Here is a 24,327-nt window from a genome sequence, read left to right on the forward strand (position 1 = left end):
ACACTATGACGACAGATCAGCATGTGCCAGAGAACGACAGGTATAAGCATCGTCATCGGCATGAAGGGCCACAGAGGCATATTGTTGTCTTTATACTGTCCATTGTCTTGACCTTAATTGCTTTCGCCGCTGTTGCGGCTGGAGGCGTGAATGCCACCTTTGCGGTTATTCTACTACTGGTGATGGCAGTCATTCAGGTCATTGTACAGATGGGCTTCTGGATGCACCTGAAAGATAAAGGACATCTAATCCCGATTATCTTCATGCTGGGTGGTTTTTTACCGCCGGTACCTGTATTGTCATGTCGCTGTATTGGGTTTGGTGGAATTAACGGACAAGAAAGAAAGAGGCGGGCTGCGATGCCCCCTCTTTTGGTGTTTTAATAGAACCTGCGCTAGGAGGTTAGGGATATGCTAGGATTACAATATTTTAGCTTTGCTGAACTATGGAGCCCGCTGTTTCTGGCGGTCATGCTGCTGCTGACGGCGGGTTATTTCGTTTGGATTGGTCCGATTGCTGGACGTTATGCCGATTCAATTCCGGTTCCGTTCTGGCGTAGAGCATTATTTGTGTGTGGCATGCTAGCGCTTTATCTGGCACAAGGGGTCCCGTTAGTCTATTAGGGCATATGATGTTTTCCTTCCATATGGTTAGCATGGCCTTGTCATATCTGGTGGCGGTGCCGCTGATTATGCTGGGGATTCCGGATTTTATCTGGCGCAGCATATTGAAAGTAAATCCATTTCGTCGGCTGTCTTTTTTAGCTCGACCGGTGGTAGCTGCTCTAATGTTTAATGGACTATTTTCCTTGTACCATATTCCTGTTATCCATGATTATGTGATGCTGCATTTTACCGTTCACCGAATCTACTATATTGTTTTATTCCTAACAGCTGCCTTAATGTGGTGGACATTGATCAATCCGCTACCGGAGCGCCGAATGGCGAGTGGGCTGGGCAAGATTGGGTTTATTTTTCTTAACATGGTATTGCTGACTCCAGCATGTGGACTGATTATTTTTGCAGATCAGCCGCTTTATGCCACATACAGTGATCCGGAGACTTGGGCACTTGCGATGGGCTATTGCATATCGGGTGATCCTTCTGCTTTACTTCAGAATTTTGGGGGTCCTGCGTTCTTTGAATTGATGTCACCAAAGGTGGATCAGCAGGTGGGAGGCATCGCGATGAAGTTCATTCAGGAATTTATTTTTGCCTCTATGCTTGCTTATGTGTTCTATCATTGGTATAAAAGAGAACGGACAAGGCGATGATGAAATATTGACGCCATCCTCAGCACTCGAGGAGAGCACCTTGACCCGTGCATAACTGGTAGACTGCCAAGGAGGAGAATCATGGATATTTTTACGGTGTTTCCAACTATTAGTACATCGTTCATCGTGCTCAGTGCGGTGCTCGTTGCTATTGGCTGGTGGCTCATCATTAAGGGCAAACGCGAGGCGCACAAGAAGACGATGATTGCTGCCGCTATCGCTGCGCTCCTGTTTTTATTGTTTACGTATCTAGAACGTTGTTTGTGGGAAATACCTCATGGGGCGGACCGGATGAACTTCAGACGATTTATCAAGTGTTTCTGATCTTCCATATCGTGCTGGCAACGGTAGCTGCGGTATTCGGACTTACTACTTTAACTCTTGGATTTAAGGCGAAGTACTCCAAGCACCGGAAGTGGGGTAGAGTGACATCCATAATCTGGTTCATTACCGCGATTACTGGCGTTATGGTGTATGTGCTGCTTTATGTTCTGTATCCAGGTGGACACACCAAGCCGGTGTGGGAAGTTATTTTGGGCGCGTAAGTTAGCAACGCAAATAGAGCGTGTGAATTAGTGTGAATAGTAGTGAAATGAGCCTGTGCATCTGCATTTTCCTTAATAGGAAGGTGGATGACGGGCTTATTTTAGTTTCTGGAATTGGGAGACTTCTGAATTCGTGGAATTGTACTGTGAAACCACTTGTGATCTGAATGGTGGCGTGAAGCGGCCACAGTGGGGGAATGAACTAGGTAAAGAGCCGAAGGAGTGGAGTATGGAATTTGGTAGGAGATCCGAGCGAAAAGGAGTCTGGAAGAAGAATTGAGAAGGAAAAGTGAGAAGGAAAGTACTCAAAAAGTAATCTATTTGCTTACTTTTAGGGAAAACCTCTCTGAAAAGATGAGTTTTGAGCTGGAAAAACGATAATTAGTTATGATGAACGAAAGGCAGCCCCTGTTCGCACACCGTAGGTTAAAATGGAAGTTGAAGGACAACCATTTCAGAGCTAAATGCGAAAGGAGCTGTTACTATGAAGAATACCATAAAATACGTAGGTTTGGATGTGTCAAAAGAAAAAATTGCGGTGGCAATTGCAGACGAAGGTCGAGAATCAGCACGATATTATGGAGCTATTCCCCATACCCCGGATGCAGTGGCTCGAATGATTCGGAAACTCAAAGGTTTAGGAATTACACTAGAAGTCTGCTATGAAGCCGGGCCTACGGGGTACGACTTATATCGCTGGCTGACAAAGATGGGGATTTCCTGTGTGGTGATCGCACCTTCGCGTATGCCACAGCGCCCCGGCGATGCCATAAAAACCGACCGACGGGATGCAGAAAAACTGGCTCAGCTGCATCGAGCTGGAGAATTGACCGCGATCTATGTGCCGACTCCAGAACTCGAAGCCTTACGAGATCTCATTCGTGCGCGAGAAGATGCTAGGCAAGACCTACATCGGGCTCGGCAACGACTCATTCATTTTCTGTTGCGCCACCAAATTCACAAGCCAGAGGGCATGAAAAACGCTGGACCAAAAGGTACAGGGAATGGCTCTCTATGTTGAAGTTTAATAATGTAGCTCAAGAACGGGTATTCACCGAATCCCTGCAACAGCTCCGGGAAGTGGAGGAGCGAATCAAGCGACTTGAAGCCGCAATGCGAGAAGAAGCACAGATCTGTCCGTACGCACCTGTCATTCAAGCGTTACAAGGTCTGAGGGAATCGCCCTGCTGACGGCTATGACTTTAGTTGTCGAGATTGGGAATTTTGAACGTTTTCGTTCACCGGCTCAGCTCATGAGTTATCTGGGACTCGTGCCACGGGAGTATTCATCGGGAGCAAGTACCAAAAGAGGTAGTCTTACAAAAGTCGGAAATTCCGGAGTACGGCGCGCACTGGTGGAGTCCGCATGGAGTTACCGTCACCGCCCTGCTGTTAAAGGAGACTTAGCAGTGCGCCTAGAGGGGCAAAGTGCTCATGTCCATGAAACGTCGTGGAAAGCCCAAGAACGGTTACACAGCAAGTATTTAAAATTAGTCAGACGTGGGAACCACCGAAATTTAACCATGGCAGCGGTGGGTCGTGAGTTAATTGGATTCATCTGGTCGATTGCGGTAGACGCAGAACGAAAAATGGCGTAGATAAAACGGAAAAAACATAAAAAAACACCCAAAAGATTTGAATCCTTGGGGCATGGAGACAAAGAGAAAGGTTCGAAGAGAATCCGTGAATTCCCTGTGCACAGGATCTATGATCTGACGTGCGAAATTAGTTTGCGGAAGCTCTTTCGACGTAGGCATAATATGTGGTAACCAACCCACGGATAGCAGATTGCCAGCCGACGACTCGCATTTTGTCTCTGTGCCCAAGGGATTGAAAACCCTTTGGTTTAAAGGGGAAAACAGGGGAATTGACTAATTCGTTCATAGCAGGGAATTCCTCCCTGTTTTTTAACGTTTTTAGCGTTAAAACGCAGAAATGGCCGAATTTTTAGGGAGGATTTCCCTAAAAACGTTGATTTCAGGCTAAATCAAAGTACTTTTAGGGACATTTTCCCTAATTATTGATTCCACTTCATATGATGTCATACCTCAGCATTTAGTCGAAGGTATAGATTTGACCCACCTCGCATTCACCCCCGCAGTTGCATCTAGCAGTTACACCCACCGAACGATCCCATCCACCCAGCAGTAGCACCCGCCGAGCCTTCGCATCCATTGAGCGATCGCATCCACCCAGCGCTCACTCCCGCCCAGCAGCAACACACCTAGCACCCGCCTCCTGATCTATTACTCATTAGCGAAGTAACAATGAAGATAACCTCTCTCTCGTCCTTCGCTCAACCTCTCCACAAGAACCATTTAATCCTCTGATTAGTTAATCCCAGTAATGATCAGTTTCCCATACGTGCAAAGCCTTCTCCAAAGGGCGGGAAGTTAATACCTCCCAATATACTTGAATAATTTCCATTTACAGGATTGACAATGGTAAATTAAGGGCATATACTGTGTATATAGATATACACAGTAAGCACAGGGATATGAACACCTGCTTCCGCAAGACACTGAAGACATTGTAAAGCGAGGTTAGCATTAATGAGAACAATAAAGGATTCGTGGTTTATCATTTGCTCTGATTTTCGAGGAGACAAATTAAAAGTATTTGGAACACTCATAACTACAATTATCTTTATGGGTTATCTGGCAGGGATGACTAGCTTGGTAACAAATGATGTACTAGGTGATCAAGATCGGACAATGATAGCGGATTTTTTGCTCCTCTCGCTAATGCCACTAATCGGTTGCTCATTCTCCCGTCGTTCTATGAAATATTGGAGTGAAGACTCCTACACGAGAATGTTGGTTTACTTACGATCTTTACCGATTCCTATCACTGTAGTATTAACTCGGAGAAAGTTTCAGGCGATAGGCTCCTTTGCTCTAAATGGTGTATTGTACTTCGGTATTGTTTACTTGCTCGGTGAGAATTTCCGAAAGGAATTGACGTTACCCTCGTATATTGCTTTTGCCCTTACTTGGATCGGTGTAGGTCTCATTGTTTCAGGACTATATATTTTCATTGAGTATCTATTTAGTGGTAAAGCCTACTTAGCTCTAACAGCGCTAATCGTGGTGGTATCTTGGGGAATAGCGTTCCTAGTTTTGCTAGGGGGAGGCAACCTATTCATGTATAGTATCTCTCTTTCTAAGGAATGGGGGCTGCTATCTCCGATCATGTGGGGGTCACTTTTACTGGGGACAATATCAGTTCAATTATTCTCTAAATGGACTATCCATCGACTGAAGAGTCGCAATCTCGTATGAAGAAGCTGAAACGGCAAGGATGGCGCTCTAGCATGCTAGAGTGGAAGGCGAGGTGTAAATAATGTGGATACCCGTACAAATCAACGAAAATAGTGCTGAACCCCTCTATCATCAGATAGAGACTCAGCTTAGATCATTAATCATTAGTGGAGTCATTACAGAAGGTACGCTGCTACCCTCCATTCGTGAGTTCGCTGGAGACCTGAAATGCAGTGTGATTACGGTACGACGCGTGTATCAGGATCTAGAGAACGAAGGGTTGCTACGAACAAGACAAGGAACAGGTACCTTTGTATCCCATGTAGGTGCCTCTGCGATGGAGGAGTATAAGCGGGAAGCGATCAGCAAAGCGCTTGAGAGTGCAGTAGATATCGGTCGATCGGTACATTGCAGCAAGGAAGAGCTTGAGCAGATTTTTCAGGAAATTGTAGAACGTAAATATAGAGAGCAGGAATGAAAGGTGGGCGATTACTCAGATGGTACAGATGGCGATAGAAATGCGGAATGTACGTAAACAGCGGCGTAGCAAGACAATTGGACCGCTAAACCTGAATCTGCCTCAAGGCTATATTACAGCTTTGGTAGGTCAGAATGGATCTGGCAAAAGCACGCTGCTGAATCTACTGCTACAGCTGTCGAACCCAGAGGAAGGCGATATTTATTGGTTTGAAAATAAGTATGATAGCGAGCTGCCTTTAGAGCTTCGACAGTCTATCGCTTATGTCCCTGAGAATTCGATTACGGAAGAGAATCACTGGAATGCGGAACAAGCATCCCGATTTCGACAGCACTGGTATCCGAACTGGGACGAGTCATATTTTCAGGATCTAATGGATCGCTTTGAGGTTCCATATCGTACGAGGCTTTCTAAGCTGTCTAAGGGTGAGCGTCGGAAATTCGAAATTGCCGCAGCACTTGCGTCACGCCCACGTCTGTTGTTACTGGATGAGCCCTCTTCTGGCCTTGATCCCTTTGCCTGGAAGATTATGATGGAGACGCTTCGTGAGTACATGGAAGAGACCAATGCAACGATGATTATCTCTACACACATTGTGGAAGAGGTGCGGCGGTTGGCAGATTATATCGTGCTTATGCATAGGGGTGAACTGCTGGGTATGGCGGAGAAAGACAGTCTATTCGGTGCTTGGACTGAGGTGTGGGTACAGGTTGCAGATGAAGAGGAGCTTGCTGAGTTATCAGCGGAATTACCGGGAGGTCTAAACTTTACTATGGATACGCCGGGTGTAGCTTCTTTTATCATAGAACAATTTTCTAAGAACGAGAAACGCATTCAGGACTTGGGCGTAAAGGTTATCAAGAGTCGAAGTTTAGAATTAGACGAAATATTGGGTTTATGGACACAGGGACACCGTCCTATCCTGATTGATCACAAGAGAGGGGACTAGAGAAATGGAAGCCTTAAAGCTGGAAAGTGTAATGAAGCAATATGGAGAAAAAACCGCTGTAAACGGAATTAACCTAACGGTAGGCAAGGGGGAAATTTACGGATTACTGGGGGCAAATGGTGCAGGGAAGACAACCACTATGCGCATGGTGCTTGGTCTAATTTACCCTGATGGTGGAAATATTTTGTATAATGGAAAGCCGTATAACAGCGAACTTCAGCAAATCATGGGCTATCTACCCGAAGAAAGAGGATTATATCCAAAGGTAAAGGTAAGCGATCAAATCGTCTACTTGGCACGCCTGCGTGGGATGTCAGCTAGTGATGCAGATAAGAGCCTTCGCTATTGGCTTGATCGGTTTGAGGTTCCGGACTATTACAATAAGAAGATTGAAGAGCTCTCCAAAGGGAATCAGCAGAAAATGGGCTTTATCGCTGCAGTCGTTCATAAGCCACAAATTCTCATCCTAGATGAAGCCTTCAGCGGTTTGGACCCTGTTAACGTAGAACTACTGAAAGATACGGTAAAAGAATTGCGTGATCAAGGAACGAGTATCCTATTCTCTACTCACCGGATGGAGCATGTTGAAGAGCTTTGCCGTAATATTACGATATTGGATCGTTCCAATACTGTCGTACAGGGCGACATTCGTACGATCAAGAATGGGTATCCTCGTGAACAAGTATTGTTGCGTACGGCTAATGAAGTGACCGGCCTAGAGTCTATTACAGGCGTAACTGCAGTACAGCGGCAAGAGCGGGGTTATCTGTTGTCGATCAGTGAGATCGGCGCAGCACAGCGTATCCTACAGCAGGCGTTGGCGCAGGGTGAAGTGGAGCATTTTGAAATTAAGGAACCAACATTAAATCAAATCTTTATCAGAGCGGTGGGTGAATCTCATGAATAAGATGGGGACAATTATTGGTTTTACCTTTAAAAATAAAGTAAGAACGAAATCATTCATGATTACTACTTTAATTCTAGTGTTATTGCTCAGTATTGGCATGAATCTTCCATACATCATCGATCAGTTTAAGGGTGATTCTGCAACAAACGCAGAGACTCAAATTGCTGTGATCGCAGAAGAAGGAAATCAGGCTGCAGAGTTGTTGAAGGCATATACTTCACCTGAAGGAATGCCGCAGGCAAAAGTTGTGCAATACACTTCTGCCGATGATGCAGAGCTAAAGAAAGCATTAGATGAAGGGACTGTAGAGGGGTATGTTACTTTTGCAGAACCAACTGGCGAAGGACTTCCACCCGTTACTTACCATAGTAAAGATGGCGAACTGAGCGGAGATGCACAAATCTATCTCCAAAATGCCCTTCAGCAGGCCAATACACAGTTCATCGTTGGCGACAAGCTGACGCAGGAACAGATTGCTGCTATGTCAACACCTGTGCAGATAGCTACTCAGCAGCTCAACGCGGATGGAACTGCGGGAGATAAAGATGCGTCTCAGGAATCGACTCCGGCAATCAATTACGTCATTGTATACGCCATGCTTATGCTGTTCTTCATGTCTATCATGATGACCGGTAATATGATCGCAGCTGAGATTACTTCGGAGAAGAGCTCGCGGATCATGGAGATTCTGATTACAAGTGCGTCGCCTTTAGCGCAAATGTTCGGTAAAGTTATCGGTGTTTTCTTAGTAGGATTATTACAAATCGGCATTATTATCGTAGCGGTAGTCGTCAATCTTAAGCTTCCGCATAATGCAACGATTTTGAAAGATTTAGACCTAGATTTAGGTCAGCTTAATATTAACTTATTACTTTATGGGATTGTACTTTATGTGCTAGGTTATTTCCTCTATGCCTTGATGTATGCAGCTGTAGGTTCGATTGTCAGCCGTACGGAGGATCTGGGCCAAGCGGTTATGCCAATCATGATGTTAGGCTTCGTAGCATTCTATGTTCCACTGTTCAGTATCTCCAATGCGGATACTCTACTGGTTAAGGTAGCAAGTTATGTGCCTTTCACCTCTCCATTGACCATGCTGCTTCGAATTGGTGTTGGTGAAGTTGCGATCTGGCAGGTTATTGTGTCATTGGCCATCCTGCTTGTTACCACGTTTATCTTTGGTTGGTTGGCTGCCAAGATCTATCGCACGGGCGTATTGATGTACGGTAAACGTCCAAGTATTAAAGAGATCAGAAAAGCGATGAAGGCTTACAAGATCTAAGTGGCTTCGTATTACTTTTAAGGAGTGGTAATCATGACTAAAAGTGAACAATACAATATGATGCTTTTAATGAGTTCGGTATCTCTGGCTACGGTTAGTAGAATGCTCTCGACCAATGGGTCCACTTTAATGGATTTCACTCAGGGTGTATTGACTGGTATTGCCATGGTGGGGATGATTGCGGGATTGTGGATGTACGGTAAGGCGCGTAAGAGTAAAGCGTAATAGTAGGAAATAAGGAAGCTGCGGCATGTGCCGTGGCTTCTTTCTTTTTTGTGTACGTATCGTAAAAGTTATGTAGAGGGACGGTATCTCCTTTTCTGATATTCATTATGACGGAGTAGATCTTAGCTATGTGGAGCTTGATTCTGATGATGGCTTATTGGAATCAAGCTTCCTCCGGACTCAGAAGGCGTTATTTGCGAATAAACTGCCTTTGGAAGATAGTTGCGGACTTCAGTGCCCCTATTCGATATGAATGGGGCTGCGCTCAAATATCTTTTCCCTTTGAGGGATTATACAACGGACAAATTACCACTAGGCAGCAAATCCTCTTGAGCAGTCATTTGCTCCCGCACATGCCTAAGCTGCGCTTTCAGTACAGGAACACTCTTTTGCAGAATGATGCTTATTTGAGGTAAAGATAGCTTTAGACCGTACCACATCACTTTTACGAGCTGCTCCTCCCAAGGCAATGCCTTGGCAGACAGGAGAGACCGGCGTGCGTAATAATCGGCGCATTGTCGGATACAAGAGCGGTAAGCTTCGATAGAGAATAGCTGGCTTTCGAAGCTTTTTTGACGAAATATTTTATGAAGCTCTTTAAAAGTACGGATAGTAACCTTCTCGGCTTCTGCTGATTGTTGTAACAACATGGAACTGAGCGTATAGATTTCATTCGTACACTTTTGAACACACTCTGCAAATATAGTACTGCGTCTTGATTCGGCAGGTAAGGGGTCAGGCATGATAAACACGATCCTTTCAGAATGAGTAATGGGATGAACCTATAATATAGAAAAGTAAGAAATGGATTTGTTGATAAGCTCGTTGGTATCAGGTTCTGGATAGCTATGTTTTTGAAGCGCAACACTGGACATTGCTTTAGACGGTTTATAGTATAGCCGCCCTCCTCTGGAATCTCTTCCACCGGCGACCGCTCTGTACAGACGACCTTGCTCAATATGACCTGCAAATGATTTACCCTGCAGCTTGGCTTTTAAATCCTGTAAAGCACCTTGAACTAGCTCAAACTGAGTCTGATCCCACTCTGAACCATGGATACGCACTTTATCTATGGCTTCCTCAAGTCGGCAATGGTATATCATTCTGAGAAAAGAGCTCCATTTAATGAGGTCGAAGGTTTTGGTATTGGCAGAGATAAGACACGCTCCCCAGCTGCTACCTCCTTTGCAGGTAAGTTTCAGAATGCCATAACGACTGTCTGGTTCGGCCTCCATTCCATAGTGAATAGGCTCAGGTGAATCAAAGACGAATACTTCAATGCGAGATAGTCTTCGCTGGTCCATGACAGGTTTCTCCTCCTTAGTTTTGCAAAAGCTTAAGCTCAACATGGTGAGCGACGTTAGCCTTCTCTATATAAGCGAGCATTTCAGCTTCGTTCTCACAGACTGCGGCATGCTCCAGCCATAGTCGGAATTTCTGTTTGCGTATAACGGATAAATGTAAGGGAAAAGTGTTGCGGGATCTCATTACGTACCAACCGACAGCAACATCTTTCCAAGGTTCTTTAAAGGCAGTGAGCCAAGGGAAACGTTGGTGTGCTGCCCAATCCTGCAGCTGCTGTTTTTCTCGGATATTTTTATATATTTCGTATATAATTTTTCGGTCCATACAGCGTTCACAAGTAGAAGGGTTGCTGAAATGGCGCAGTGCTTCAATCTGGTTCTGACCAAATGCATAGCCGACAATAGTTCTGTGATGATCTTCTTCGAACCATAACGCTCCAAAGCAAACATAATTTAGACTTATCGGCTCAAGTAGCCCTTGCTGAGTTCCCCAATAATAGTGTTTCATTCCTTTCACCCCGTCCAGCATGCTATTACCCGAGTAGGTTCAGGTAACGCAAAAACCGCAGCAAGAGGAGGACCTCTGCTGCGGTTTTGGATTACAGGTGTATACACACCTGTGCCAAAGCGTGGCGGATCAAGGGTCTCTCTCTTTACGCTTACGAGGTTAGCTGTCGGATTCGGACGGTGAGAGTCGCCCTACCTATGCGAGACTTGAATAGTCTCCTTCGGATTCACCCCAAGTAGGCCATGTGGCCTGATGGTTCCCCCGCTCCCTGCAAATGCAGGAACTCAGCGTTGATTTCATTTCGTGAATTAGATTCAACCCGAATCATACTCTTTTCAAGGTGTTTCTGTAAAAACAGAAAGTGTTCTTTTGAGCGCAATTTAAACCATATCCTGCCGACTGCGACGAAAAAGGAAGCTATATAGGTATTTATTACGAGTTATCGAGCCTCTTCCTCGCTTAATCTCGGTTTCTTGTTTCCTTACCTATAAAGGCGATTTTTGGTGATTTCTCCATTTGTGGTGAATAAAATCACATGGTAAGACCATTTTTCGCTAATTGAGCCAAAATGGAGCAAACAAGAGATATAGAGAGATTGGATATCAAGTAAGCGCTATCCAATGCTAAAATAGTTTTTAATTTGCATTATTTTGGCATCAATCAGGTTTTACAATACTTCCTGCATAAGGGTATGATTACTCCTGTTTCAACAACAATCGAATATTTGATCCGCTTAATTTCCGATAAGGAAAGCGGGGGAACCAACAATCGGCAGACGATGTGAGAGTCGGAAGCCGGTTATGGGGTGAATCCTGTAGAGGGTGCGAGTGAGCTTGCATCTATACAGGTAGGGCGACTCTCACCGCCCGAATCCGACAGCTAACCTCGTAAGCGTATGTAGAGAGGATGAGTGCAATGTGACCGCTAGCGAGCCACAGAGGAGATCCTTTGTGGCTTTTTGCTGTGCTTTTTATTAGCAAAGCATATATGGAGACCCTCACGAAGAGGTCGTTAAATTCATCATTAGCGGTAGCTTTTCTTAAATGATCAGGGTGAACACTTTCTGATCTTACAAGTAAAGCATTTGAGGAGAATAAGAGATGACGGATCAGAATGAATATGTGCTTGTATGTGCGCCAACGAAGGCTGGAGAACATTTCATTAAACTACTGAAATTCAGAGGTATTAAGATGGCGGGATTGACCAACAATGTGGCTGAGAAAACCTTACTCGAGGAGATGGGTGTTGAGCAGGTCATTCTAGTAGATACCCGCCATCAGAACACTTGGTTTCGCCCACCGTTCCCGGTAGGCAGGGTATATCTGTTCGAGAGCAGTTTTACGTTATGCTGCCGCTACATTCAGATGTGCCGCACCTGGACGACGCAGCCGATTTTTGTAATCACAAGCTCAATAAATCCTAGATTGGTCTATAAAAGACTTGGCGCGAGTTATGTAATCTATTCCCACAGTGGTGATGCTGATTTTCTGATCGATAAATCACCTCATCAAGGATAAAAGAAGGAGTGCGGGAGATATGATGGATCTGTATATGGTGGCTTCATTAGCTGTAATTTACGGGTTATTTTATGGATTTATGCGCTGGTGCGCAGGTGTAGTTGAGGATACAGGGAGGGATAAGCTGTGATTCTAGTAATCGCTGTTACCCTACTGCTGTTTGTATATCTGGTTTACGCATTGATTCATCCGGAGAAATTTTAAGGAGGGGCATTCATGGGCATTTTACAAATTGTTGCTGTAATCGTAATTCTCATCTTGCTGGTTAAGCCGATGGGCACATATTTATATCATGTATTTTCTAATGAACCGAACCGTACGGATCGATGGTTTGGAGGCATGGAAAAAGGAATTTATAAGCTGCTCGGCCTGAAAAAACGGGACGGTATGACCTGGAAGAAGTACGCCCTCAGCTTTGTTTTAACGAATATCGTACTCGTTACTTTCAGTTATATTGTTCTTAGATTACAGCGAGGACTACCGTTAAATCCGAATGGAATTGCGGATATGGAACAGACGCTTTCATTTAATACAGTAATCAGCTTTATGACCAATACGAACCTGCAGCATTACAGCGGGGAGACGGGACTTTCGTATTTTTCACAAATGGCTGTCATCACGATGATGATGTTCACGTCTGCAGCGAGCGGATTTTCTGTTGCGGTGGCCTTTGTCAGAGGGATCACAGGACGGAAATCAGTAGGGAACTTCTTCGAGGATTTCGTTAAAGCACATATTCGTGTGTTCATTCCGCTAGCTTTGCTAGTTTCGTTGGTACTGGTAGGACTACATGTGCCGCAAACGCTCAAGCCATCACTTGAAGTCACTACACTAGAGGGCCAAACACAACAAATTGCTATCGGTCCAGTCGCTTCTTTGGAGTCGATCAAACATCTGGGCACCAATGGTGGCGGCTTCTTCGGAGCCAATTCATCCCATCCTTTTGAGAACCCTAATCCACTTACGAACGTGCTGGAGATTCTCTCTATGTGGATGCTGCCAGCTTCGCTCCCTTATATGTACGGATTGTTTGCCAAGAACAAACGTCAGGGCTGGGTTATTTTTACCGCAATGATGACCTTGTTCGTACTACTTCTGGGATTGAACTATTATGCTGAATCGAAGGGTAATCCGGCGATCAATGCACTAGGAATCGAATCTTCACAAGGTAGCATGGAAGGTAAAGAGGTGCGCTTCGGCATACCGCAGTCTTCCTTGTTTACTTCAGTAACAACCGCAGCTACGACAGGTAGTGTTAACAATATGCATGATACGCTGACACCGCTGGGAGGCATTACGCCTCTTGCACTGATGATGCTCAACAATGTCTTCGGAGGTAAAGGTGTCGGACTGATCAATATGCTGATGTATGCGATTCTGGGGGTCTTCCTATGCGGTCTGATGGTCGGTAGGACACCGGAATTCCTCGGACGGAAGATAGAGGCTAAGGAGATGAAGCTGATTGCCATTGCGATCCTTGTTCATCCATTCATTATCCTTGTGCCAACCGCAGCTGCATTTCTGACCGATTTGGGCCAAGGGGCGATTACGAACACTGGATTCCATGGACTCAGCCAAGTGTTATATGAATATGTCTCATCTGCCGCGAACAATGGTTCAGGATTTGAAGGACTTGCAGACAACACAACCTTCTGGAATGTTACAACCGGGATTGTCATGCTGCTAGGTCGTTATGTCTCTATTATCGCAATGCTGGCGGTGGCAGGTTCTCTGCTTAAGAAGAAGCCGGTTCCTGAGACGATTGGCACATTCCGCACAGACAATGGTCTGTTTACCGGTATTCTGATTGGTACCGTAGTAATTATCGGTGCGCTGACGTTCCTGCCGGTCATTGTACTCGGCCCCATTGCAGAATATCTAACCTTACGGTAGGAAGAGGGAGAATAAGATGAGTACTGTAAAAAGAAAAAAGCTGCTGACGGGACCCATACTCCTTAGCGCTGTAAAGGATAGTTTTATAAAGCTTAACCCAGTAACGCTAATCAAAAATCCAGTCATGTTCGTGGTAGAGGTCGGCACGATCATTGTCCTCCTCATGGTGCTGGCTCCTGGATATTTTAATGCAGAGCAATCGATAGGCTTCAATATCACAGTGTTGTTCATTCTGCTGTTTACAGTGCTGTTTGCGAACTTCGCTGAAGCACTGGCGGAAGGCCGGGGTAAAGCCCAAGCCGATTCGCTCAAAAAAACAAAACAAGATATCACAGCTAACAAACTAGTTGGAGGAGCGGTGAAGACAGTCTCTTCCTCAGAGCTGCGTAAAGGAGATATCGTCATCGTCAGTCAGGGAGAACTCATCCCTGGTGACGGTGAAGTGATTGAAGGGCTGGCTTCCGTAGATGAATCAGCGATTACAGGTGAATCTGCACCTGTAATCAAGGAAGCTGGTGGGGACTTTGGTTCCGTTACAGGCGGCACGCGGGTCGTCAGTGATGAGATCAAAGTCAGAATTACTAGTGATCCTGGTGAGTCGTTTCTAGATCGGATGATTTCCCTCGTTGAAGGGGCGAAACGTCAGAAGACACCTAATGAAATCGCGCTAAATACGCTTTTGATCAGTCTGACGCTGATTTTCTTGATTGTAGTAGTGACCTTGCGGCCGATTGCGACTTATCTTGGTGTTGATCTAGACATTCCGGTGATGATCGCTTTGTTGGTCTGTCTAATCCCGACAACAATCGGGGGACTGCTCTCCGCAATCGGAATAGCGGGTATGGACCGAGTGACCCAGTTTAATGTACTCGCGATGTCGGGTAAGGCCGTTGAGGCTGCTGGTGATATTAATACGATGATCCTAGATAAGACCGGTACGATTACCTTTGGGAACCGGATGGCGAGTGAATTTGTACCTGTCGGAAATGAATCGGAAGCGGAGCTTACGGCATGGGCGGCCATTAGTTCCTTAAAGGATGAGACGCCTGAGGGACGATCTGTAATTGAGCTGGCCAAGAAGCTGGAACGCAGCTATGACAGCAAGCTTGCTGAAGGTGGGGAATTCGTAGAGTTTAAAGCGGAAACTCGGATGAGTGGTATTGATCTCCAAGATGGACGCTGCGTACGTAAAGGTGCGGTAGACTCCGTGAAGAAATGGGTACAGTCGAAAGGTGGGGTCATTCCCGCGAACCTGGACAGTAATTCTGATGCTATCGCTCGGATGGGGGGAACCCCATTAGCGGTTGCGGTAGACAACCGGATCTATGGACTTATTTACTTGAAAGATACAGTTAAGCCAGGTATGAAAGAGCGGTTTGATGAGCTGCGGAAAATGGGGATCAAGACCATCATGTGTACGGGTGACAATCCGCTGACCGCAGCTACAATTGCCCGCGAAGCGGGTGTAGATGATTTCATCGCTGAAAGTACACCTGAGGATAAAATAGCAGTCATTCGCCGCGAACAGAACGAGGGCAAGCTGGTTGCGATGACAGGGGATGGTACGAATGATGCTCCTGCCCTTGCACAAGCTGATGTGGGCTTAGCCATGAACAGCGGTACTACAGCTGCTAAGGAAGCAGCAAATATGGTCGATTTGGACTCTGACCCTTCGAAGATTATTGAGGTCGTTGCGATTGGTAAACAGCTGCTGATGACGCGGGGTGCGTTGACAACATTCAGTATTGCTAATGACATCGCGAAGTATTTCGCCATTATTCCAGCGATGTTCATGCTCGCCATTCCGGAAATGGAAGCCCTAAATGTCATGGGGCTAGGCTCGCCAAGCTCGGCTATAATATCCGCCTTAATATTTAATGCGATTATTATTCCGCTGCTCATCCCACTGGCTATGAAGGGTGTCTCGTATAAAGCTATGAGCTCTACGAAGCTGCTCGGACGTAATATTTTTATCTATGGGCTAGGCGGAGTGGTTGTTCCTTTTGCGGGCATTAAGCTCATTGATATGATCGTAAGTGTATGGATTTAATGACGTATTGACTAATCATTGAAAGGGTGAGAGCATCGTGAATAACGGAAACTCCATGGAGGACACTGAAGAGCAGTTATCATCTTCGAAAGGTGCTTATTTCTTTATTATTGTACGACTAAGTCTAGTATTTATTGTTCTTTGCGGAGTGATCTATCCTCTGACGACTACAGCGCTTGCCCAGGTTCTGATGCCGTCGCAAGCGAACGGTAGCTTGCTTAAGGATGATGCTGGAGTAGTTGTAGGCTCGGAACTCATCGGGCAGAACTTTACGAACCCAGCTTTATTTCATGGTCGTGTATCTAGTATTGAGTATAAAGCAGAAGCTTCAGGCTCCAATAACTACGCGCCATCCAATCCGGATATGCTGCAGCGGACAAAGGATTTCATTACGCAGTGGCAGCTCGATAACCCAGATGTGCCTATGAACAAATTGCCAGTCGATCTGGTAACCAACTCGGGTTCGGGGCTTGATCCGCATATTACACCTGCTTCGGCTATTGTGCAGATTCCTCGGATTAGCAATTTAACCGGTATTCCTGCCTCACAGCTGGAAGAGCTCGTGAATAAGCATACCGAGGGTCGTGATTTGGGGCTGTTCGGTGAAGAACGGGTAAATGTGTTGAAGCTGAACATGGATCTTCAGAAACTATCGAACAAATAAATATAGCAAATGTCCCTGCCAGATCTCTAGAATCGGGCAGGGATATCTTGCTTTCTTGGAACAGAAGGGTACATGCATGATCGGGTTTATTAAGGAGTGGTCTTGATGGGAACATACCGGAGGAAGACGCCGGAGGAACTGCTGCTCTCGATCTATGAGCTGCATCGGGGACGTCTGAAGATCTATATCGGGCCCGTCAGTGGGTCAGGTAAAACGTATCAGATGCTTCGTGAGGGCCAGGCGCTAAAAACGCAGGGAATCGATGTCGTGATCTGTGCGGTTTCGACGAATCAGAGTCCAGAAACTAAGGATCAGCTGGGCGATTTGGAACGCATACCGAGTATTCATTGGTTTCAGAAGGATATCGAGAAGAAGGATCTTGATGTAGAAGCTATTGTGGCACGTAATCCGGAAGTTGTGCTAACCGATGGCTTGGCTCACCAGAATCGCGAGGGTGCGGAGAGGTCTGGAAGACTGGAAGATATCAAATTTTTATTAAGCAATGGGATTAGTGTCATTACAACTGTAAACGTATACGAACTGGAGGGTGCAGCGGATTTAGCGCGGAAGTGGACCGGGATTGAGGTAGAGCATTCTCTTCCTGCTGAGGTGCTTACCCTTGCCGATGATATCGTTCTAATTGATGTGACTCCAGAAAAAATACTTCAACGCTTGTCCGATGGACATTTAGGGAAGCACCAGCAGAGATCGCTTTTTAACAAGGGTAATTTAAGCAAGCTGCGGGAGCTGGCACTTCGGATGGTCGCTGAGGATGTTAATGATTCACTGGAGAAACACCGGGAAGAACAAGGGTTACAGGGAGCTTCGGGGATCGCAGAGAAGGTGCTGGTGTCCGCACAGTATTATTGGAATGGCTCGATCCATATCCGACGTGGACAGCAGATCGCCAAGCGGTTAAATGGGGATCTTTCAGTAGTGTCATTCTGGAAGCAGGGGCTCACCCTTTCTAAGGAAGCAGCTACCTTTAAGCGTTCTCTCTGGAAGCTGACCGAGAAGATTGGTGCCTCTATGGAGGAGATTACCTTTCGCTCGAAGCGGGAGATCCCTCGTCTGTTGGTAGAATACGCAACGCGGCACAATATTACCCGAATCGTTATGGGACACTCCAAGCAGACCGCTTGGCAGGAATTATTGAAAGGCTCGATCGCCAATTCATTACTGAAGCAAATCCGAGGTGTGGATGTGTTCTTCGTGGCGGATCGCGCAGATCGGGAGGGAGAACGTGTACTTCCAACCCGGCAGAGTCGTAATGAACGCAAATCCGATGCCTATCACAGGTTAAGCAGTCAGGAAGTAAAGGATAAAATCGATGCGATTCGCAGAGGAACCTTTAAGGTATATATTGGGGCAGCTCCCGGTGTGGGCAAGACTTATAAGATGCTACGTGAAGGGAACGATCTCTTGAAGAGAGGGATCGATGTCGTAATCGGGCTCCTGGAGACACATGGCCGTAAAGAAACCCTTGAACAAATCGGCGATTTGGAGACCCTTCCACGTCTACGTATGGAGTACCGCGGGACTGTTCTTGAGGAAATGGATACGGCAGCAATTATTAAGCGTAATCCAGAAGTCGTGCTAGTGGATGAGCTTGCTCATACCAATATGCCAGGTAGCAAACATAAGAAGCGTTATATGGATGTTATGGAACTGCTGGATGCGGGAATATCTGTGATCTCTACCGTGAATGTTCAGCATTTAGAAAGTCTGAATGACGCAGTAGAGCAAATTACAGGCGTTAGAGTAAGAGAGACTTTTCCGGACAGCATTCTACAGCGGGCTAATGAGGTAGAACTTATCGATGTATCCCCCAAAACACTTCAAGAGCGGATGAAGGACGGGAAAATATATGCCATGGCCAAGGTGGATCAGGCGCTGGGGGCTTTTTTCAAAATCGGGAATTTAATTGCCCTTCGGGAGTTAGCGTTGCGGGAAATTGCTGACGATGTAGATGAACGGTTAGAATCTTGGGAACGTGTCGGTTCGCTACGGGGGCCTTGGCGGCGTCAGGAAGTCATTTATGTGTGTATCACCTTGGGGGATCATGCAGAGCGCTTAATTCGGCGTGGTTTTAGGATTGCTTATCGTCTAAAAGCTTGCTGGTATGTTACGTATGTTCAGGAATTAAAACAGAATGGACCCGTTTATGATAAACGTATAAATGATTTAAAGGAATTGACGGAACGACTGGGTGGGACGTTTAAGATGATTGAGAGTGGGCTCCCCGCACGAGTGGCGTCCTTGCTGCTTGAAAGATCTCAAGCACTGCAGAGCACTCAGATTATTATCGGTCAGTCACAACGCTCATGGCTGCGAAAAAGTCTTCGCGGCGATGTTACCAAGCAGATTCTGCGTTCTGCCAGAAATGTGGATGTACTGGTCGTGGCAGATCTCATCCGTGAGGAAGCATAGACTTATCACTAATGAAAAAGGGTACCTTCAAGCCGTCGGCTATGAGGATACCCTTTTTTTTGCAGCTATGAATTTCATCATGTACTGAATAGTTTAATGGCTGAATTATTGAGCAGCTTCAACGAGTGCTTTAAGCGCAGGAAGATTAAATCCTTTGATCGCTTGATCCCCTGCTACGGTGATGGGAACACCCATGAATCCAAGCTTCTCAACTTCCTCTTGATAGACTGTGCTGGTCATAACATCTCTTACTTCAAAAGGGACACCCTGCTCGGTAAGATAATTTTTAACCAAATTACAGTCACTGCACCCTGCGGTTGAATAGACAATCACTGGCTCACTCATTGGTTCACAGCCTCTTTGATAGCATCTCTTGTGATCTTCCAGTGGGAAGTATTCCAGCGAACCTCATTGTCCTCAAGCAGGAAGAGTTGTGGAGATTCATGTTTGATGCCAAAATCCTCAGCAATTTGATTAGAAACGGGACGATCCTCGATGACTAAGACCACTGCAGCGGCAGTATCCGCATCCTTCAGATAAGCCTGAAACTCTTCATTAGCTTTAGCGCTAATCGGGCAGGTCGTGCTGTGTTTGAACAGCAGCTTCTTGCCAGGCTTAGCTACATATTGCTCAAGATCCTCCAGCGTATGGAGTTGTTGAATAGACATAGATATCACCCTCCTGGGATCGTTATTTTGCTAACAATTGTGTTGTTAACAACCTGTAATCATGATTGTAACATATATCAAAATTAAAACAAAAAGGATTCTGAAAGGCTTGCACAAGAGCCGATATACCTGAAACCAATCGCGTTGAAAAAAAGAGTTCAGCATGCTAAGGTGAAAAGAAGTAACATGCCTAACCATATCGCTACGAGATAGGAGTGTTCAGAAGAATGAAGAAAGTTGCATGTGTGACTGGAGCTGATCGGGGGCTCGGACTGTCGCTTGTACGTTCGCTGTTGGCCAAACAATTCTCTGTATTTGCAGGACAGTTTTTGAAAGAATCAGAAGATTTGAAAGCGCTTAAAGAGCGATACTCTGAACAGTTGGAGCTTATCCCCCTAGATATCAGCAATAAAGACAGTGTAAGGCAGGCCGCAAGAGTAATAGCAAGTAAAACTGGTTATGTCGATATTATTATTAATAATGCAGGTATTATTCGTTCTGCTGATAATGCTACTGTGCTGGTAGAGCTGGATGATGAAGGCATGGCAGAAATATATAATGTAAATACGCTTGGTGCGTTAAGAGTCAGCAATGCACTTATGGGACTGTTGCTGCAAAGTGAGGATAAATTAATCGTTAATATTTCATCGGAAGCGGGCAGTATTGGCCGAAATAAGCGTATCAACATGTATGGCTATTGTATGTCGAAGGCAGCACTGAATATGCAGTCCTCCTTGATGCACAATCATCTGAAAACGCTTGGCGGTCAAGTGATGGTGTTCCATCCTGGCTGGCTGCAGACTTATATGCATGGTAAGAAGGATGAGCAAGCGGAAATGACTCCGGAAAAGTCGGCAGAGCAGATTATCGACCTTGTTCTGGATTATAAAAAATATATGGGCGAGGAACCGGCCTATCTGGATATGGATGGCAGCTCATGGCCGTGGTAGAACAGATATCTCAAAATAGATAAGAAGAAAGGCGCTGATAACATGTCTACACTAAAAGCACTTGCACTTGGAAGCTACTCGGAAGTTAAGTATCACCCTTTTGCTGGCGTAGATCGGGAGATCGAGCAAATCCTTGCTAATGACCTACAGGTATTCTCTTCAGAGGATTATGGGTTACTTAATAAAGAAACGTTGTCTGACTACAAGCTAGTAATCTCCTACACCGAATTTTCGGATGACAAAATCCCGGCGGAACAAAGTGGTGCTTTGCTCTCCTATGTGGCTGGCGGGGGCGGTCTACTAGTGGTACATAACGGAATTTCCTTACAGCGCAATCAGGAGCTGGGCGCAATGCTGGGCGCACATTTCACCCATCATCCAGAGTATACTTCGCTGCAGATGTCCATACCCGCACTCGAGCATCCTATTATGCAGGGAATTGAAGAATTTGTGATCGAAGATGAGCCGTATTATTTTGAGATGCATCCTTATTTCGAAACGACGGTGCTCGCTGAATATCCTCATGAGGGAGCTATGCGACAAGCGGCTTGGTGTCACGAATTTGGCTTGGGTCGGGTTGTTTATTTAATGCCAGGGCATCATTTGCCTTCATTTTCAGTAGAGCCATTCCGCGAAATGATTCGTAGAGGTGGACTATGGGCGGCAGGATTATTGTAGGATGGTAAGATTACCAACGGTCCAACTGTGGGATAACTACGGTTGGATTTTTTTGTTGACTCTTACATTGGTGTCAGGGTTTATACTGGTGTAGAACAATTCTCATGAACCCCGGGGAGAATGCTATGAAAATAGGTGAGCTTGCTAAACTGACGGGCGTAAGCGTCCGTTCACTTCGTTATTATGAGAATCAAGGATTAATCTCGCCGATCCGCCAGGCCAACGGATATCGGGAGTACTCTCCGCTAGCTGTGGAGACGGTAGAAACGATTAAATTATATTTGAACCTAGGTCTGTCCACAGAGCAGATCGCGGGCTTTCTACATTGTGTCTTGAAGAACAAGGAAGCTTTCTGCGCAGAAGTGATGCCACTATACCGTAGTAAGCTTGAAGATATTGAACGTCAGCTTGTAGAACTGAATCAGATTAAACGCAATTTGGAAGAAAGAATGGCATCTATCTTGCAAGAGCAGAACGAGAGTAGTTTAGGGGCATGTACACTGGAGAACTTGGACTAGGTACTGCTGGTGTTGAAAACTGTGAGGAGGAATGGCAAATGGCTATTACAAATGCAGATAGCGCTGATTGGGTACGAGCAGAAATAAGCGGTGGTGGAACGGTATTGGTAGATTACGGTGCGCCATGGTGTCCCCCTTGCAAGGTGCTGCTGCCTCTTCTGGAAGATCTTCATCAGGAATATGGAGAGGATGTTTCTATTGTAAAGGTGAATTGTGACGAATTGCCGGATCTGGCTGGAGAAGCTGGTGTTATGGGGATGCCTACAGTCATTGTGTATAAAGATGGGCAGCCAATGGAAAAGTTGGTTGGCTTACGTCCGAAAGCAGCCTACCAAGGTATATTGAACAAGGTTATTCTAGCATAGGGAAATAATTATAAAGATGAACTTAGGGAGACCCCATATTGTGGGGTCTTTTTTGTATGCATGAATTATCCATCTTCGGTAAAAAATACGGTCACAGCTATAAAGGAGGTGTTAGGGGTGTGGAATGAGGCAATAGAATTAATTCCAAGTTGGGGTGTAGTTTTCCAAGGGATTATGATTTTCTGTGTCCCTTACTTCCTACTTCGTACAATAAGCTGGGCTAAAGCCAAAGAAGACAGGAAAACCACTAGAGCGGAAAAAGCTACTGGCAGCAAAGGTGGAGGTGTTCCTTACGGAGAAGCATCTGGAGAAAAAAGCATCAAAGAAGGACCTGAGCAGCAGCATAGCTCGGCTGAAGTTACTAAGGATGATGGTTTAAGAATAACTTATAGTGGCCATTTTGAGGATGATTTGCAGAAATTCAAAGAGATCAGCAGCGATATGCATGATGTGAATGTAAGGGAGCTGCGAATCGGAAGCATAAAGACGAGGGCAGCACTTTTGTACGTAGACGGCTTAACGGACAAGGACAAATTGGATCAGAATATATTGAAGCCATTAATGAATGCATATCAGCCATTTAAGGATATGAACTCGGTACCAGCAGCAAAGGATCTACAAGATATTCTTATCCATGAGATCTTACTTATCTCGGAAGTTGAGCTTACGGATAATGCATACCTCTCCCTTCAGAAAGCGTTATTTGGATCTGCCGTGCTGCTCGTGGAGGGGATATCAGAGGCTTTTGTGCTTAGTAGTCCAAAGGGGGCTACAAGAGGGATTCAAGAGCCAGAATCTGAAGCAGTCTTACGGGGCTCGCGAAGTGGATTTAACGAGACATTAAGTGATAATACAGCAATGCTACGTAGACACGGACAGAGTACAGAATTAGCGATGATTTCCTTTACTGTAGGAAAGAGAATGCAGAAGGAATTAATCTTAACCTATATCAAGGATATTGCGAATGATGAGCTTGTAGAAGAGGTCAAACGAAGAATTAGAACGATAGATTTAGATGATGTTCAAGAATCTGGTTATGTTGAGCAATTAATCGAAGATAATGGCTACAGTCCTTTCCAGCAGATTCAGAATACAGAAAGACCGGACCGTGTAATGGCAGCACTCTTGGAAGGAAGAGTAGCTATTTTACTTGACGGTACACCCTTTGCATTGATTATGCCAGTAACCTTCGGGATGTTACTGCAATCTCCAGAGGATTATAACGATCGCTGGATGGTAGGGTCGCTGCTACGTCTGTTACGTTTTTTTGCGGCAACGATATCACTTTTTGCACCGGCACTATATATCTCCTTTCTCTCGTTCCAACCTGGATTGATTCCAACGAAGCTGGCCATTTCCATTATCGCCTCCAGGCAAGGCGTTCCCTTCACTGTATTAATCGAAGCATTGATTATGGAGATCTCGATTGAAATCTTACGGGAGGCTGGACTTCGCTTGCCTAAACCTATCGGTCCGGCGATGGGGATTGTCGGCGGTCTAATCATCGGCCAGGCCGCCGTAGAAGCCGGAATTGTGAGTCCAATCCTAGTCATTGTAGTGTCTGTTACGGCTGTTTCTTCCTTCTCTATGCCTATGTATAGTGCTGGGATGACGCTTCGTATGCTCCGGTTTGCAGCTATGTTTTTTGCAGCTATTTTTGGATTATACGGCGTTGTATTGTTTTTTCTTTTGCTTAGTAGTCATTTAATTAAGCTGAAGAGCTTTGGTGTTCCCTATCTTGGTCTGGCAGTCCCGAATAAGACCGTAAATTGGAAAGATTTTATATTCCGAATGCCTTTACAATTTCTAACAGGGCGCCCTACGTTGTTGAAACCAAAGGACCCCTTGCGTAAAGGGTGAGAA

The 24,327-nt window shown here is 45.5% G+C and carries 26 protein-coding genes, 3 pseudogenes and 2 riboswitches; of the genes and pseudogenes, 24 read left to right on the forward strand and 5 right to left on the reverse strand.

What is annotated here, in order from left to right; all coding sequences use genetic code 11:
* The first annotated feature begins 5 nt into the window (after positions 1 to 5).
* The 13 genes and pseudogenes from QNH28_RS02580 to QNH28_RS02640 all read left to right on the forward strand — a co-directional run bounded on the left by QNH28_RS02580 (position 6) and on the right by QNH28_RS02640 (position 8,919).
* Positions 6 to 331 (forward strand): annotated as a pseudogene (locus QNH28_RS02580) (cytochrome C oxidase subunit IV family protein).
* 79 nt (positions 332 to 410) lie between these two features.
* Positions 411 to 1,273 (forward strand): annotated as a pseudogene (gene ctaG, locus QNH28_RS02585) (cytochrome c oxidase assembly factor CtaG).
* 81 nt (positions 1,274 to 1,354) lie between these two features.
* Positions 1,355 to 1,818, forward strand: a pseudogene (locus QNH28_RS02590) (DUF420 domain-containing protein).
* Positions 1,819 to 1,951: 133 nt separating this feature from the next.
* Positions 1,952 to 2,098, forward strand: coding sequence for a hypothetical protein (locus QNH28_RS02595; protein WP_283910035.1), 147 nt, complete (start codon positions 1,952 to 1,954; stop codon positions 2,096 to 2,098).
* A 204-nt stretch (positions 2,099 to 2,302) separates the two neighbouring features.
* On the forward strand, positions 2,303 to 2,839 hold the full coding sequence (locus QNH28_RS02600; protein WP_283910036.1) for an IS110 family transposase: 537 nt from the start codon (positions 2,303 to 2,305) through the stop codon (positions 2,837 to 2,839).
* Positions 2,833 to 3,009 (forward strand): hypothetical protein, encoded by a 177-nt coding sequence (locus QNH28_RS02605; protein ID WP_283910037.1) that lies wholly within the window; start codon positions 2,833 to 2,835, stop codon positions 3,007 to 3,009. Before QNH28_RS02600 ends, QNH28_RS02605 begins: the two co-directional genes overlap by 7 nt.
* Before the next feature lie 5 nt (positions 3,010 to 3,014).
* Positions 3,015 to 3,416: a transposase gene (locus QNH28_RS02610; RefSeq protein ID WP_283910038.1), complete on the forward strand. Its 402-nt coding sequence runs from the start codon at positions 3,015 to 3,017 to the stop codon at positions 3,414 to 3,416.
* Between the two features lie 954 nt (positions 3,417 to 4,370).
* Complete coding sequence (locus tag QNH28_RS02615) at positions 4,371 to 5,099, forward strand: hypothetical protein (RefSeq protein ID WP_283910039.1); 729 nt, start codon at positions 4,371 to 4,373, stop codon at positions 5,097 to 5,099.
* 61 nt (positions 5,100 to 5,160) lie between these two features.
* Positions 5,161 to 5,556: a GntR family transcriptional regulator gene (locus QNH28_RS02620; protein ID WP_283910040.1), complete on the forward strand. Its 396-nt coding sequence runs from the start codon at positions 5,161 to 5,163 to the stop codon at positions 5,554 to 5,556.
* 28 nt (positions 5,557 to 5,584) lie between these two features.
* On the forward strand, positions 5,585 to 6,505 hold the full coding sequence (locus QNH28_RS02625) for an ATP-binding cassette domain-containing protein (protein ID WP_349655031.1): 921 nt from the start codon (positions 5,585 to 5,587) through the stop codon (positions 6,503 to 6,505).
* A gap of 4 nt (positions 6,506 to 6,509) precedes the next feature.
* Positions 6,510 to 7,412: an ABC transporter ATP-binding protein gene (locus tag QNH28_RS02630; protein WP_283910042.1), complete on the forward strand. Its 903-nt coding sequence runs from the start codon at positions 6,510 to 6,512 to the stop codon at positions 7,410 to 7,412.
* Complete coding sequence (locus QNH28_RS02635) at positions 7,405 to 8,694, forward strand: ABC transporter permease (protein WP_283910043.1); 1,290 nt, start codon at positions 7,405 to 7,407, stop codon at positions 8,692 to 8,694. The genes QNH28_RS02630 and QNH28_RS02635 overlap by 8 nt, the downstream gene beginning before the upstream one ends.
* Before the next feature lie 33 nt (positions 8,695 to 8,727).
* The gene (locus QNH28_RS02640; RefSeq protein ID WP_042184550.1) at positions 8,728 to 8,919 is read left to right on the forward strand and encodes a hypothetical protein; all 192 of its coding nucleotides are present in this window, start codon (positions 8,728 to 8,730) and stop codon (positions 8,917 to 8,919) included.
* A gap of 290 nt (positions 8,920 to 9,209) precedes the next feature.
* Here the strand turns inward: QNH28_RS02640 and QNH28_RS02645 are convergent, their stop codons facing one another.
* From QNH28_RS02645 to QNH28_RS02655, 3 genes are all read right to left on the reverse strand, one after another.
* The gene (locus QNH28_RS02645; protein ID WP_283910044.1) at positions 9,210 to 9,569 is read right to left on the reverse strand and encodes a hypothetical protein; all 360 of its coding nucleotides are present in this window, start codon (positions 9,567 to 9,569) and stop codon (positions 9,210 to 9,212) included.
* A 132-nt stretch (positions 9,570 to 9,701) separates the two neighbouring features.
* Positions 9,702 to 10,223 (reverse strand): hypothetical protein, encoded by a 522-nt coding sequence (locus tag QNH28_RS02650; protein WP_283910045.1) that lies wholly within the window; start codon positions 10,221 to 10,223, stop codon positions 9,702 to 9,704.
* Positions 10,224 to 10,239: 16 nt separating this feature from the next.
* A complete protein-coding gene (locus tag QNH28_RS02655) occupies positions 10,240 to 10,731 on the reverse strand; it encodes a hypothetical protein (protein ID WP_283910046.1) in 492 nt (163 codons plus the stop codon).
* 134 nt (positions 10,732 to 10,865) lie between these two features.
* A riboswitch (cyclic di-AMP (ydaO/yuaA leader) is annotated at positions 10,866 to 11,031 on the reverse strand.
* 420 nt (positions 11,032 to 11,451) lie between these two features.
* Positions 11,452 to 11,641, forward strand: a riboswitch (cyclic di-AMP (ydaO/yuaA leader).
* 190 nt (positions 11,642 to 11,831) lie between these two features.
* Here QNH28_RS02655 and QNH28_RS02660 point away from each other — a divergent pair.
* From QNH28_RS02660 to QNH28_RS02680, 6 genes are all read left to right on the forward strand, one after another.
* A complete protein-coding gene (locus QNH28_RS02660; RefSeq protein ID WP_283910047.1) occupies positions 11,832 to 12,248 on the forward strand; it encodes a hypothetical protein in 417 nt (138 codons plus the stop codon).
* Between the two features lie 126 nt (positions 12,249 to 12,374).
* On the forward strand, positions 12,375 to 12,452 hold the full coding sequence (gene kdpF, locus QNH28_RS29720; RefSeq protein WP_076285959.1) for a K(+)-transporting ATPase subunit F: 78 nt from the start codon (positions 12,375 to 12,377) through the stop codon (positions 12,450 to 12,452).
* Between the two features lie 12 nt (positions 12,453 to 12,464).
* Positions 12,465 to 14,141 (forward strand): potassium-transporting ATPase subunit KdpA, encoded by a 1,677-nt coding sequence (kdpA, locus tag QNH28_RS02665; RefSeq protein WP_283910048.1) that lies wholly within the window; start codon positions 12,465 to 12,467, stop codon positions 14,139 to 14,141.
* Between the two features lie 16 nt (positions 14,142 to 14,157).
* Positions 14,158 to 16,191 carry a potassium-transporting ATPase subunit KdpB gene (gene kdpB / locus QNH28_RS02670; RefSeq protein ID WP_042184559.1) on the forward strand — a complete coding sequence of 678 codons (2,034 nt, stop codon included), beginning with the start codon at positions 14,158 to 14,160 and terminating at the stop codon, positions 16,189 to 16,191.
* Between the two features lie 55 nt (positions 16,192 to 16,246).
* Positions 16,247 to 16,855, forward strand: coding sequence for a potassium-transporting ATPase subunit KdpC (gene kdpC, locus QNH28_RS02675; protein ID WP_283912034.1), 609 nt, complete (start codon positions 16,247 to 16,249; stop codon positions 16,853 to 16,855).
* A gap of 105 nt (positions 16,856 to 16,960) precedes the next feature.
* Positions 16,961 to 19,285: a histidine kinase gene (locus QNH28_RS02680; protein WP_283910049.1), complete on the forward strand. Its 2,325-nt coding sequence runs from the start codon at positions 16,961 to 16,963 to the stop codon at positions 19,283 to 19,285.
* 105 nt (positions 19,286 to 19,390) lie between these two features.
* On the opposite strand, the gene QNH28_RS02685 is transcribed toward QNH28_RS02680, so the two are convergent.
* Positions 19,391 to 19,630: a glutaredoxin family protein gene (locus tag QNH28_RS02685; RefSeq protein WP_283910050.1), complete on the reverse strand. Its 240-nt coding sequence runs from the start codon at positions 19,628 to 19,630 to the stop codon at positions 19,391 to 19,393.
* Entirely contained in the window at positions 19,627 to 19,953 is a 327-nt protein-coding gene (gene ytxJ, locus QNH28_RS02690; protein WP_042123836.1) for a bacillithiol system redox-active protein YtxJ, read from the reverse strand. Before ytxJ ends, QNH28_RS02685 begins: the two co-directional genes overlap by 4 nt.
* 227 nt (positions 19,954 to 20,180) lie before the next feature.
* Between ytxJ and QNH28_RS02695 the strand changes: the two genes are divergently transcribed.
* The 5 genes from QNH28_RS02695 (at position 20,181) to QNH28_RS02715 (ending at position 24,324) form a co-directional block, all read left to right on the forward strand.
* Entirely contained in the window at positions 20,181 to 20,903 is a 723-nt protein-coding gene (locus QNH28_RS02695; protein WP_283910051.1) for an SDR family NAD(P)-dependent oxidoreductase, read from the forward strand.
* Between the two features lie 42 nt (positions 20,904 to 20,945).
* Complete coding sequence (locus tag QNH28_RS02700) at positions 20,946 to 21,581, forward strand: ThuA domain-containing protein (RefSeq protein WP_283910052.1); 636 nt, start codon at positions 20,946 to 20,948, stop codon at positions 21,579 to 21,581.
* 125 nt (positions 21,582 to 21,706) lie between these two features.
* Positions 21,707 to 22,099, forward strand: a complete 393-nt coding sequence (locus QNH28_RS02705; RefSeq protein WP_283910053.1) for a MerR family transcriptional regulator — start codon at positions 21,707 to 21,709, stop codon at positions 22,097 to 22,099.
* A gap of 38 nt (positions 22,100 to 22,137) precedes the next feature.
* Complete coding sequence (locus tag QNH28_RS02710; RefSeq protein ID WP_283910054.1) at positions 22,138 to 22,464, forward strand: thioredoxin family protein; 327 nt, start codon at positions 22,138 to 22,140, stop codon at positions 22,462 to 22,464.
* A 117-nt stretch (positions 22,465 to 22,581) separates the two neighbouring features.
* The gene (locus QNH28_RS02715) at positions 22,582 to 24,324 is read left to right on the forward strand and encodes a spore germination protein (RefSeq protein ID WP_481858349.1); all 1,743 of its coding nucleotides are present in this window, start codon (positions 22,582 to 22,584) and stop codon (positions 24,322 to 24,324) included.
* Positions 24,325 to 24,327: the final 3 nt, after the last annotated feature.

The sequence above is a fragment of the Paenibacillus sp. G2S3 genome, assembly GCF_030123105.1.
Classification (GTDB): domain Bacteria; phylum Bacillota; class Bacilli; order Paenibacillales; family Paenibacillaceae; genus Paenibacillus_AQ.